This is a genomic window from Pseudomonas sp. R9.37 (genome assembly GCF_963878885.1).
Classification (GTDB): domain Bacteria; phylum Pseudomonadota; class Gammaproteobacteria; order Pseudomonadales; family Pseudomonadaceae; genus Aquipseudomonas.
Genome location: NZ_CAWNZA010000032.1, coordinates 660410 through 672071 on the forward strand (window position 1 = coordinate 660410; position 11662 = coordinate 672071).

The following is an 11662-nucleotide window of genomic DNA, read 5'->3' on the forward strand; positions in this document are numbered from 1 at the left end:
GGCAAGCCAGCTCCCACAGTGATCGTGCTCACTTCAGAGCACCGTCGCTCTTAAGGCATCAGCACAGCGCGGCGCGCATCGCCGAGAATGTCGACACCGTTGAGCATGAACTTCTGGGTACGCACGTCGATGTCGATCACCGGAATGCCGTTTTCCAGACGGTTGTAGGTGCGGCAGGACAGCTCCAGAGTGGTAGTGGCCTTGTCGCCCATCTTCAGCTTCGCCTCCTCCAGGGATTTAAGTTTGCCGCCGACGGTGTGGTAGGTGAAATAGGTCTTGCCATCCTGGTCCTGACCGGCTTCACGCACGTTCAGCAGAATATCGTCGCCCTGACGCACGCCCAGGGCCAGCATGATTTCCGGCCCGGCACCTTGCAGAACCAACTTGGCATTGAGCACCTTGCCGCTCTTGGCCATTTCTTCGGCGATGAAGCGCCCGCCGGACATGGATTCCATGTCGAATTCGATCTTCGGCGGGGTGAACTCTTCTACCGTCGCGGACAACGGCAGGCCTTGAAGGGTGGCCGCAATGGCCTGTCTTACACGGTTGGTAAACATTAGAGAACGTCCTCCAGGAACTGCTCGATGATTTCATCGCGGGCATTGAGTTGGTAAATCATGTGTTCATTCGGCGCATAGCGGCCGTAGTCGATGACGATGAACCAGGTACCGTTCTTGTACTTCTCGACACTGTTGAGCTCCGGGTGCAGGTACACGCTGCCGCCGGGGATGGTTTCGTCGGCGACCAGGGTTTGCAGCCAGTCGTTGATGCGCTTGACCTCCTGGTCCATGAAGGACTTGGTGAGGTTCTTGGCCATGGCTTTCTGGCCGGCCTTGACCAGCTTGCGGCTGATCGCATCTTCCAGGCCGACGTAGCTGATGAACTTGCCGGTGATGGAGCGGTTACCCAGCAGCGAAAAACCGCCAAGGATGGTGCGCGCGTAGTAGCTCACGCCGTAGCGGTTGAGCAGGTCGCCTTCGGTGGAGGTGTCGAGGATGTTGTACTCGACCACGCGGGAAACGTCCTCAGCGAACGTCACCTGGTTGCCTGGGCTTTCCCACTGCTTGACCTTGGCCAGTGCAGCGATGGCCAGCGACGATGGCGACAGGAACACGTTCTTTTTCGCCGCCTTGGAGTACACCGACGGCATGTTGTGCACCAGCAGGCAACGGTCGAAACCGAGGTCGGCCCCGCCCAGCTCGCCGCTGTAGGTCACTTGGTCAGCAACCGAAGCATCCTTGCCATCCAGTACCACACGGGCCTTGATGCGCTTGCCGAAAGACGCGAACTCACCGGCCACGGCTTTGGTGCCGGTGAAGCCAGGGGCGCCGATGATGGTCAGGTCTTCAGGGACGCTGCTCAGGGCAGCCAGGCCCAGTTTGCGGCCAGTGGTCGGCTCGTTGCCGCCGATCACATTGTTGAGGGTGTCGGCCGGGGTTGCGCCCTCCTCCACGATCACCACGTAGACCGGCACCTTCACCACTTTGAGGATCTGGTAGACGGCCTGGAACAGCGTGCCCGACTCTGCGCCGGTGGGGTCCAGCAGCGCTTGGGTGGTGAAGCTGTTGATGCGGAACGGCGCGTTTTTCGGGATCGACGCGTGGGCATTCGGCGCAGTGCCGACCAGGCCGATGACGTTATCGCCAAGGCCACCCATGGCCTCGGGGGATTCAGTGGCATTCACGGTGATGCCGTTGTGCTCGAAGTTCAGAACCTCAGCCATGGTTAGTCAGCCTTCTTGGGGGTGGAGTTAAGGACGCTGGTCAGTTCCAGGCGGCCGGCGGTGCGCAGGGCGGATGCTTCGACGTCGAGCAGTTCCAGTTCTTCGCCGGCGGTGGACCAGTGGCCACCTCCGATGGGGAATGGGATGAGGACGGTGTAGGTTTGGCGGTTGGCCATGTGTAAATTTCTCCAGATGCAAAAAGCCCATTAAGCGGGGGATTCATTGGGCGAAAAAAAACCGCTTTCGCGGTCATGTCAGTCCCTAGATTGGCGCTACAGGCCAATTGATTAAGGCCGGAAAACCTTCCTGCTTATCGATACGGTTCAATTCAATTCGATACAGCTTCCAGGCTTGCAGCCGTGCCACCTCGTCATCGGTTGCCTTCCCCAAGTCTTGTGCATCCAACAGGGGGGCGATACGTATCGCCGCGACTTGCAACAGTTCGTCTCGACGCTGCATGGCTTCGTTACTCATCAGTTGTGCCATAACCTCAGCTGCATCTTCAGCCGACAAACCAATCCCTTCCAAACTCTCTGCATCTGGATTGACGTATATCGAGCCCTTGTAATTCACTGTTCTCATTTAAACGCTCCTTATGCGGAAATAGTTGTATATGCCTGGCGGGCCGTGTAAGAACCTGGCGACAAGGTAAGCAAACTATCAAGTGTCGCACCGGAGCCGAAACCGACAATAGACACGGTACTGATATCAACCATTTTCGGCACACCGACATTGATGATTGTCGTCTGGGCGCCGCCTTTACTAATGGTCGTCTGCGCGAGGCTTAGCTGAATAAAACCGTAGTACGTAGTGAACAATGGAACGTCCTGAACCACGACCTCACACTTATGAAAACACAACTTAAAGCTCACACTTTCGCCGGCCCCCCCATCGCGAGAAAACAAGCCGCCGTAATCAGGGCCCCATTGCGAAACGCCATTCGCCAAGCCGGTTTCTATTCGGCAGTCGGTGAACTTAATCGACATTTCCGTGATAGCGGAAAAACCACCACATATGTAGACATTCGAATCAGGAAATCGCATCAGCGCGCCACGAACGATGGGTTTAGACGCTTCTGTCCCATACGGGATGAATAGAAGCGACATATTGTCAACATTGGTTCCACCCAAGCCCCGACCTACCTCATAGACCTTTCCACGCCGTAGGAAAATTGTGGCTGAGCCGCACAACATGACCCTGCCAACTGCAGCAGCAATGGTTTTAAGTGGCTTATCCGAAGTGAGACCGCTATTGGTGTCCAGGCCACTGGAGGAGTCGACATACAGAACCTTGTTAACTTCTGCTCGAACAGCCGCTGGAACCTGCTCAGTTGCCGCAACTACTTTCTGGTCGATTAAGGATATCTTTTTACTTACCGTATCCGTTAGTGCATTGCATGCCGACACCAGGCCGGCGATTACCGTTTCCAAACTCATCTTTTACACTCCTTGTAAAACGTCGTTTTTTCCAGTACCCAAAGGCGAGGACTATTTAAGTTCTACGCTCATGACCCGAAACAAAACCCCCACATGCCGCGCCATGTTATCAATACTCGCTGCGGCGAGCTGCGCGAACTCCCCAGCCATCAAGACATTAAGATTTTCATTACCTACTACAACCGTCACACTGTCCGTCGGCAATGGCGAAATATCTAACGTAAATCGTTGAAGCACTCGAGTCGCAGACGCTTTATAAGTCAGCAACTTTCCCGCCACCGAGTAAATCGCCAGCAAGGTCCCACTGGCGAGATAAAAACCAAACTCGCCAATCTCATATTCGGCCTCGCCATCAAACAGCGCGGCCATCCTGAGTTGCCGGTCGCCCAAGTCCTCATAATCCACAATGGCGACACGCTGGCGTTCATCACGCAAGGCCACTTCCGTGCCGTCTGGGTTGTAGCGGCCGGTACCGGCGCCGATGTGGGTAATTTCGCCTTTCAAACCCTGGTTCTTTGCCTGCAGCACTTCATCCAAACCTTTGGAGGTGAAGCGCACCAGGCGCGTAATGTCATCTGTCATGGCTGCGCCCTGAGGTCGTAGTCGTTAATGGTGTAGTGCTGGGCCACCCCGGCACTGTTAAGTCGCGCAACCAACGCCAACTCCGGCAGCGCCCCGTTCAGACACAACTCGCCGTCGCTTAAAGGGGCGTCGAGGACTTGAGTGAACGCAAGCCGACCTTCGGTTTCATGCACGATGGTGATGGTCGCCTGATCCCGCTCGCTCTTCGCCGCATTGATACGGCGAATCAAGCGGTTGTGGTCACCACTGGACCAACTGCGCCCGATGATCGCTTGCACATCGAAGGTGTAAGGCAGGCTCAACGGCTGCTGCTGATACCACGCGCTGATATTGGGGGTGAACCCCAGCGACTCCACCGCATGACTCAACGCCTTGGGTGTACCCGCCTGGCGTTGGATCTGCCAGGACAACGCCACGGTGAGACGCTTTTCAGCTTCGCTGGCGTCAGCATCCCATTCGCTCACCCCGCGGTCGGCAGCAAGGTAAGGAAGAAATTCGGCAGGCGTTTGCAGTGGGTTCATCAACGCCGGAAACGGTGGAAAAACCCGGTCGAGCAACTGTCCGAAGCCCAGGTCCAGGGCTTTTTCCAGGGGTGAGCTGTTGGCAGGTAACAAACTCGTTTTGGGCTCACTCATAGCGTGCGCACCTCCACCTCAACCGCCGTGCAATACGGTGCCTGGAACGCGGTACCGATGATCGGCTGCAGCGGTTCAAGGATCTGCAGTTGCGCAGCGCCGGCGCTGTGAATCGCATAATCAATCCAGCTCGGGTCCACCCGCCCTTCCAGGCGATGACAGGACTCTGCATAGTCTTGCAGCAGCTTTTGAGCGGCGACTTGTGTAAGCCCCGAATCCGGGCCGGCGTTGATCTTGGCGACCACGCGGATTTTGTAGGGAAGGATTTGCGCACTTTGCACGCTCACTAGGTCCGTCTCCGGCCGCACATCCGGCCGTGCGAAATGGCGACGAACGCCGTCAAGCAAATCGGCAGACGGCGTGCCGTCGCCCTCACGGGAAAGCACGGTGACCATGACTTCGCCGGGCGCTGTTCGACGCCCGTTGCCATCTTTGACCTGGGCCGCATAGCCGTCCGGATCAAAGGTGTAGCTGACGGTTACCACACCTGGCGTCGCGCTTTGCACCTTCACCGACGGCCGCTCGCCTAGAGTGAAAACCTCACGCCGATACTGCATTCGCGAACCTGCGGCCGGAGCATGGGGCGCCAGGTAGTAACGCAGGCGAGCGTCGTCATCGCTCTCCAATGTTGGCGGCACGGGCGGAAACGCCGCCGGGTCGCCGGGATCGAGTACCTGGCGTTCCAGGCCCATATCGGCCAGGCGTGCATCCAAATTGCTGCCGGTGGCCCACCACGCCAGCATCTGTTTGATGCGCGCGTTGTATTTGCGCTCGTGGGTTTGCAGCCGCACACAAAACGCTTCCAGCGCCAGGGTCAGCAGCTCGCTTTCATTGTCGAGGCTGGCCCTGAGTTTGGCCGCACTTTGCGGCGCTCGGGTGGCGACGTAATCGACAACAAACGCCTTGAATTCGGCCAGCAACGGTTCGAACTCATCCACCGCGATGATGGCCGGTTCCGCCAGTTGGTTCTGGCCGGGGATCAGCATGCTCATGTCACGACCTCAAAGGATTGTTGGCGATTTTTCCAGGTGCCGGCAAAGCGCAGCAGCAGGCCCGCGCCTTGGCGGGTTGCGACGATGACCTGGGGTTGGAAGTCGCCGATGCCGTTCTGCGCGTTATAGAACGCTTGGGCGGCGTGGCTTTGGGCGAGGATCAGCAGGTCGTCGCCGAGGTTCTGGCCGAGCAGTTGCGGGATCTGCGAGCCGTACAGCGGGCGTTTTTGGCGAGTGCCCACGGGGGTGGTCAGCGCTCGGGTGGCGCGCTGCACGAATTGCAGCCAGTCATCGACGGCTGCCCCGGTGTTCCTGTCAATTCCGATCATGCGGTGTCCTTATCGGGGGCTGATGACGCGTCCTTGGTGGTCCACTACGGGGCCGCTGAAGTGTGCGCCGCCAGCATCGAGCAACAGGCTGGTGCCGCCGATTTGCAGGGTGATGCCCTGGGCGCTCATGGTTAGGCTGGCGGCGCCGACCTTGATGTCGACCTGTTCGCGGGAGCCGGTAAATGTGGTGGGGCCGTTGACCCAGTTGAACGTGTGGCTGGCGTCATCGTAGTCGCTTTGAGTGCCGTCCCGATGGCGGCGCCGGGTCAAGCTGGCAACGCTGGAGACCGGCGGAAACTGACTACTGTTCAGGCCGAACAAGGCCACAGACTGGCCGCCGCCTTCGCCGCCGCCGTAGTTGAGCAATAGGCATTGTTCGCCCACGGACGGAATGCGTGTTTCAGTCTGTGCACCGGCGCTGGGGTTGAAAAAGCGGATGGCCGGCGTGAGCAACTCACCGTGGCTGACCTTGCAGGTACTGCTGGCGGCGTCGACCTCCTGACACACGCCAATGCGGCAGAAGCTTTCGGCACGTCGGTAAAGGTCTTCAAGCTGGGTTTCCATTTCCACCAGGCGCTCGACGATCGGCCCCAGTTGCATGCGTAACAGCGCGTCGAACATGGGCTACTCCGCCAGTGGTTTGTATTGATCGGGGTCGTTGATGTTCGAGACTTCCCAGGTGCGGGCGAACAGCGGTTGGCCTGTGGGATCGGTGAGTAATACAGGTCCCAAGTAAAGGGTTTGGGTGAAGGAAACGGTCCAGGTGTCGTAGTCCGTTTCCGCCGTGGTGCGCACAGACGGCGCGGCGACGATATTCATCGGCAAATCACACTGTGCCTGCGGCAGCTTCCAGCGGTTATCCAGCACCAGGTCCATAAGTTGGCTGGCCAGGTCGCAGGCATCAAATGGCAATGCCCCGGGCGCAACCATGGCCTTGAGCGAAAGGGTCAACGCGTGAGCCTTGCGCCCTTCGCGAGAGCGAATGCCGGGGCCATTGCCCTCGACAGTAATCAGTACGCCGGTTTTGTCCCCGGCGCCGTTAAAGTCTTGGTGATTGCCGACCTTCAAGTCCGGGAAGGCCGCTTTTAGCGCTTCGCCAATGGCGAGGGGCAGTTGAGAGGGCTTTTCGATGAGCGTCATTTTAAGTAGCGTCCTTGCAACAGTTACTGCGGGTCCTGACGGGAGTTTTCGTTGATCCCGATGCGCTTGGCCGCCCACCGCTCATACAGGCCGATGGCTACATCGGCACCGGCCATGGCAGTCAGGCAACCGATGGCGCCGGCCGTCCAGATCGACATGCCGGCGGCGTAGCACAGCATCAGCGCTGAAACGCCGCACACCATGCAGGCCCCGGAGCGCAGGGCCAGACGGCGGATCAGCGACCAACCCCGTGCGCCCTCTTTGTCGGCGCGCCACATTTCGCCGGATACCCCGCCGATCACTGCCAATACGATGACCAGCCAGATAGGCATTTCCGCTAACGCTTGCTGTTCATTTGTCATGTCACGCCTCCTGGCTGAGCAATAGATAGTCCGTTTTTCATTTACAAATGCTTCGATAGGTAGGCATTCCAAAAAGCCCGGTCGCCCGGGCTTTTCAGTAATGCGGTCCAGATTCGGTCTTTCGGCGCTACTGGCGCGGTACGGACCTTTCCTAAGATGTTTTTCCGACCACGATCCCTGTCTGCCGGATAACTGCTTCTGGTGCTTTACGCTGCACACCCGGGTCAGTTGCCAACCCTCTGAACCGTTATTAGGCCGGTTCATCGCTGCCTGTTTTTGAAGCGTTGAAACTAAAGAGCGTCGGCATCCTTGCCGGTGTTGCCTGGCATCCCTGCCATCGCTTCGATGGCGTCCTTGCCGATGTTGCGTGCCTTCCTTGTCTTCCTTGGCAGCATCCTTGCCGCCTCCACCACCTTGTTGGCTGGCTTGAGATGAAGAATATGCATGTATGCATATACAGTCAATGCACAAATGCATTTATTTTTCTGTGAGAAATGCACGGATGCATTTTCAGCCTTGCGGGTGAAGGGTTTGCCGGTTTTTTGCAGACGAAAAAAAGCCCGCGCACTGGCGGGCTCTGTCTTACGTAAGGAGGTTAACGGGCGTACATGCCCCACCAGAATACATGGCCGAGGATGCTGATCTGCTCATCCTGGATATCCTGGAAACTGTAGTCCTCATCCGGGTGCTCATCGCGATTGAAACTGCGCAGACGAATCCCGGAAGGCAGGCGGTAGAGCTGTTTCACCCGCAACTGGCCATTATGGTTGATGGCATACAAGTCGCCATCGACGATGTCGCCAATGCCACTCTTGCCTGCGTTCACCCCGACCGTGGCGCCGTCGCGCAGCACCGGCAACATACTGTTGCCGCGCACCGTCACACACTTGGCCTGATCAAACTGCACACCGTTATGCCGCAGGCTGCGCTTGCCGAACCGCAAGCTGGCCTTCTCGCTTTCCTCGATGACGAATCTTCCTGATCCAGCAGCCAATTCAACCTCGCGCAGAAAGGGGATCGACACCTCGTCATCATTAACGGGCGTGTCGTCATCCCACAGGCTTATGTCCTTGAGTTCCGAATGCATCGGGTCGCGCCCGTCATCGCGCAAAACCCCCGCCGCCGCGCGCCCGCGCAAGTGGTCGGTGCTGACGCGAAAATACTCGGCGATGCGCGAGATGTGCTTGTCCGACGGATCAACGATCTTGCCGCTGAGGATCCGCGAGAGTGTGGATTGAGGCACGCCGGTACGCCGGTGAAGCTCCGTGGGGGAGATCCGGTCGCGGTCCAGCAGTTCTCTTAAGACGGTAGAAACGTTGCGTTTTTGCATAACGCGGATAGTGCCGGGTGTTTTGGGGGTTGGCAAATGCTAATTTGCATAATTTATGCAAAGTCAGAAAACGTAATCCAACACGTCGGTAAGTAATGGGGCCTAAGCACTCGTCATTTTCAAAGTCTGAGAGGCTGCTATCGGCCAAAAGCGGACGTTCATTGCGGGCCAGCTTTCGGCCAGAAGTGGCCGGTCAAAAGCCCCACTTTAGCGACTTTCCAGGCACCCGAAAAAGCGTCTTCTCGCGAGAAATATGCCGACACCATTCCGCACTTCGCTCTGCAATAGCCACTATCGTGGGGCGACCGCTCACTGGACATACGCTGCAAGGGCCGTTGCAATGCAACGACAACGCTACTGTCGCCTGTAACGACTTGCTAAAGTCGCTGCTATCACTTTTCCAAGACATCTTCCGTGCGTAATCTCGTAATCCTCAGGAGTTTTAATGCCAACGCTTGCTGAAGTACATCCCCCGATGGACATCGACTTACTGAGCGACCGAATTAAGAGTTTCTCTGTTATGCCACATGCAGAGCAGGCAGCATTCGTGAAAGAGTTGATCTCCATACACCCGATCATGAGTGTCAACTGGCCTGGCGGAGTATTTAATCGCGTGCGAGCGCTGCGCTCGGCCACTTATTTAAATTCAGTCTCTGAAGTGGTATGGCCAGAAAACAGGCCGGCCGCTCCTGGCCGAATAAGTGTGGATGGTCATCCGGTTATCTATCTAGCATCGGCACGGGAAACGGCCCTGAGCGAAACGAGGATCATCGACGGTCACGTCGCTTTGGCTAGGTTTGATGTTATCCCCGGCGAATCAATGAGGGTACTTCCCATCGGCGAGCTGATGTTGATTCTCAGGAGAGGCTTCGGAACTCTGATCAAAGATGAGGCGGCGAAGAGGCTAGGCGATATGGTGAATAGACTTCCGTTGGACCAAGGAAGGTCGTTAGTGATAACGAATGCATTTTTGTACGAGTTGGTTACCTCGCAAGGGGAGGACTATCGTCTGAGTTCGTTAGTGTCTCAAGAAATTTTTAATAAAATTCCCGCTATTGACGCGATCATGTACCCCAGTCGATTGCAGCTAGCGGGTATAAATCTCGCGGTCCGTAGAGACAGATTCTGGAATTTTTTTGGATTGGAATCGATCACACAAGCTAGAGCAGAACATCTGGCAGCCGGTTATTACCGCCTTTCGGACATTTCCCAAGTCAATGGTATCCACGCCAACGGTGACCTCACGTGGGCAGTAGAGCATGCAAAAGAGGAGTCCCGCTTGTCACTTAGTCCGTTATGGCGACCTGTTGAATTTCGAAGCCTGGGTCAGAATAATGAATAAAATGGAGCTGGAGGTTATTTACTTAAACACGAAACTGGACCAGTGCGGCGCGAGGAAGTCAATGATACCGACCTCCCCCACCTGCCGGAACATACTGGTGCGATATCCCAAAAATCCGCAACGCGTCGAAGTGATCTCTGGGTTAATTGGGTGAAGCGGATCCTAGAGGACATCGGCCGATTCCGGAAGGGATAAAGGTAAGATACGTTGGGCTGGCACAACAATTTGGCTATCGGCTGCTATCGGCTAGGAGCAGACTTAGATGGCTGAAGACAAACCACCACAGCAGCCGGTCGCGGGGACCGGAAGATAAGGGTCAATCGACGGATATGTGTCTGATTAATCCTAGCGTTCACCGCTGTGCGGTCGAAGATTAACTGAGGCATTGCTCCTACCCCGCAGGACAACGGCTGCGGTAGACAGATCGTTACCGATCCCGTAGCGTTCTTGCTCATTGTGCGATGGCGAGCAGAACCCGCCTCGTCGGCTAAACTAGCGGGAACTCATTGACGAAATTCAGTCAGCATACTTATCGGCTCAAAATAACGGCTTTTATGGGGCCTAGATGAAATTGAAAGATTTGCAGGGTCGCGTTCTTGAGTCGCCGGGCTGGAAAACCGTATTCGCTTTTGTGCTTCCTCTCTTGGCGGGGGTGCTTTCAGGGGTTTTTGTCACTGAAATCACCCAAAATTCCATAATCGTCTGGGCGCTGTTTTACAAAGCGAACAGCTTTTATGCCCTGTTGTTTTTTGGGCTGTGCACGTTTATTTACAACAGGGCTAACTACCTGCACGAGCGCGAAATTTCACGTTTTCTTGACACTGACTACTGTGTTGCCTACGTACGAAGTAAGTGTTTACCAGAGGCGGCTGATCGCTACAAAGAACTAATTCGTTCCGGTAATGTAGGCCAACTGGAGCAGGCGATGGAAGAATTAAAAAAGGTGCTTAAATGAAAGTCTTGGTCAGCCCTGATTTCAGCCAGAAACTGGCAACACTGAGCAAGGATGCTTTAGGCAAACTATCTGCGTTCGTCTCTGAAGCAGAAAATACCGACATGACAGCCTTTATCTCGAGCGAAAATTATAATATTGCTATACTCGAGGAGGATGTATATAGCGCAAAGTTTGACACTGACGCTGGCAGAATATTTTTCACCATAGGTACGGATTGGGGAGACGAGTTCCTATTGCTTCTAGACGTAGCATCGATGTCGCAGCCAGCCAAAGCAACCACCTTTTTTGCAAGCAACAATCCCCGCACGAATAACGCGTACAACCCCAAGCTAAATCCGACCATTAATCCACGACTAAACTCTTTAATCAATCCAAAAACCAACTCATCAATCAACCCAAAGTTGAACTCCACCCTAAACCCAAAGTTAAATTCTGCCATCAACCCAAAACTAAACTCCGCATTGAACTACAAGCTAAATTCCGCTATCAACCCAAGACTAAACTCAGCTATAAACCCAAGACTAAATTCTTCGCTCAACCCTAGAATAAACAAAAGCTACGGAGGCCCTTACTTATACGATGTTGAGCTAAGGCAACTTGCTTACGTAGTAAGGGTGAGTGATAAAGTCGATATTCTATTTGAGGCTGCTGGCGACTTCTGCGGCCTGATTATTAGTGCCAGCGACAATGTAAAAATTGAATTTGACAAAGAAAATTCATGGGCCGGATTTTATGTGAAAGCCAATGAAAAGGTCTGGCTCCGTTTCTCGCTGAACAATGAGTGGGAAGGTCTGCTTGTTTAGTTAAAGACCCAGTGATCACTCGTTTAGATTCGA

General features: G+C 55.5%; 17 protein-coding genes. 3 read left to right on the forward strand and 14 right to left on the reverse strand.

The window, feature by feature from the left end:
- Positions 1 to 50: 50 nt before the first annotated feature.
- The 14 genes from AACU78_RS18900 to AACU78_RS18965 form a co-directional block, all read right to left on the reverse strand.
- The gene (locus AACU78_RS18900; RefSeq protein ID WP_106577243.1) at positions 51 to 557 is read right to left on the reverse strand and encodes a phage major tail tube protein; all 507 of its coding nucleotides are present in this window, start codon (positions 555 to 557) and stop codon (positions 51 to 53) included.
- Positions 557 to 1723 (reverse strand): phage tail protein, encoded by a 1167-nt coding sequence (locus tag AACU78_RS18905; RefSeq protein WP_106577244.1) that lies wholly within the window; start codon positions 1721 to 1723, stop codon positions 557 to 559. Before AACU78_RS18905 ends, AACU78_RS18900 begins: the two co-directional genes overlap by 1 nt.
- A gap of 2 nt (positions 1724 to 1725) precedes the next feature.
- Positions 1726 to 1899, reverse strand: coding sequence for a hypothetical protein (locus tag AACU78_RS18910; RefSeq protein ID WP_177410080.1), 174 nt, complete (start codon positions 1897 to 1899; stop codon positions 1726 to 1728).
- A gap of 85 nt (positions 1900 to 1984) precedes the next feature.
- Complete coding sequence (locus AACU78_RS18915) at positions 1985 to 2305, reverse strand: tail fiber assembly protein (RefSeq protein ID WP_256586943.1); 321 nt, start codon at positions 2303 to 2305, stop codon at positions 1985 to 1987.
- Between the two features lie 11 nt (positions 2306 to 2316).
- On the reverse strand, positions 2317 to 3159 hold the full coding sequence (locus tag AACU78_RS18920) for a hypothetical protein (protein ID WP_106577245.1): 843 nt from the start codon (positions 3157 to 3159) through the stop codon (positions 2317 to 2319).
- Positions 3160 to 3210: 51 nt separating this feature from the next.
- Complete coding sequence (locus tag AACU78_RS18925) at positions 3211 to 3741, reverse strand: hypothetical protein (RefSeq protein WP_106577246.1); 531 nt, start codon at positions 3739 to 3741, stop codon at positions 3211 to 3213.
- The gene (locus tag AACU78_RS18930; protein ID WP_106577247.1) at positions 3738 to 4376 is read right to left on the reverse strand and encodes a phage tail protein I; all 639 of its coding nucleotides are present in this window, start codon (positions 4374 to 4376) and stop codon (positions 3738 to 3740) included. The genes AACU78_RS18925 and AACU78_RS18930 overlap by 4 nt, the downstream gene beginning before the upstream one ends.
- Positions 4373 to 5368 (reverse strand): baseplate J/gp47 family protein, encoded by a 996-nt coding sequence (locus tag AACU78_RS18935; RefSeq protein WP_106577248.1) that lies wholly within the window; start codon positions 5366 to 5368, stop codon positions 4373 to 4375. The genes AACU78_RS18930 and AACU78_RS18935 overlap by 4 nt, the downstream gene beginning before the upstream one ends.
- Entirely contained in the window at positions 5365 to 5697 is a 333-nt protein-coding gene (locus tag AACU78_RS18940; protein WP_106577249.1) for a phage baseplate protein, read from the reverse strand. The genes AACU78_RS18935 and AACU78_RS18940 overlap by 4 nt, the downstream gene beginning before the upstream one ends.
- 9 nt (positions 5698 to 5706) lie before the next feature.
- Positions 5707 to 6318: a phage baseplate assembly protein V gene (locus tag AACU78_RS18945; protein WP_106577250.1), complete on the reverse strand. Its 612-nt coding sequence runs from the start codon at positions 6316 to 6318 to the stop codon at positions 5707 to 5709.
- 3 nt (positions 6319 to 6321) lie between these two features.
- Positions 6322 to 6837, reverse strand: coding sequence for a hypothetical protein (locus tag AACU78_RS18950; protein WP_106577251.1), 516 nt, complete (start codon positions 6835 to 6837; stop codon positions 6322 to 6324).
- 23 nt (positions 6838 to 6860) lie between these two features.
- Positions 6861 to 7199: a phage holin family protein gene (locus AACU78_RS18955; protein WP_106577252.1), complete on the reverse strand. Its 339-nt coding sequence runs from the start codon at positions 7197 to 7199 to the stop codon at positions 6861 to 6863.
- Positions 7200 to 7489: 290 nt separating this feature from the next.
- The gene (locus tag AACU78_RS18960) at positions 7490 to 7816 is read right to left on the reverse strand and encodes a hypothetical protein (RefSeq protein ID WP_146151422.1); all 327 of its coding nucleotides are present in this window, start codon (positions 7814 to 7816) and stop codon (positions 7490 to 7492) included.
- The gene (locus AACU78_RS18965; RefSeq protein ID WP_106577253.1) at positions 7795 to 8529 is read right to left on the reverse strand and encodes a LexA family transcriptional regulator; all 735 of its coding nucleotides are present in this window, start codon (positions 8527 to 8529) and stop codon (positions 7795 to 7797) included. Before AACU78_RS18965 ends, AACU78_RS18960 begins: the two co-directional genes overlap by 22 nt.
- Before the next feature lie 445 nt (positions 8530 to 8974).
- Between AACU78_RS18965 and AACU78_RS18970 the strand changes: the two genes are divergently transcribed.
- The 3 genes from AACU78_RS18970 to AACU78_RS18980 all read left to right on the forward strand — a co-directional run bounded on the left by AACU78_RS18970 (position 8975) and on the right by AACU78_RS18980 (position 11629).
- Positions 8975 to 9871, forward strand: coding sequence for an RES family NAD+ phosphorylase (locus tag AACU78_RS18970; protein WP_106577254.1), 897 nt, complete (start codon positions 8975 to 8977; stop codon positions 9869 to 9871).
- Positions 9872 to 10436: 565 nt separating this feature from the next.
- A complete protein-coding gene (locus tag AACU78_RS18975; protein WP_106577255.1) occupies positions 10437 to 10826 on the forward strand; it encodes a hypothetical protein in 390 nt (129 codons plus the stop codon).
- Positions 10823 to 11629: a hypothetical protein gene (locus tag AACU78_RS18980; RefSeq protein ID WP_106577256.1), complete on the forward strand. Its 807-nt coding sequence runs from the start codon at positions 10823 to 10825 to the stop codon at positions 11627 to 11629. The genes AACU78_RS18975 and AACU78_RS18980 overlap by 4 nt, the downstream gene beginning before the upstream one ends.
- Positions 11630 to 11662: the final 33 nt, after the last annotated feature.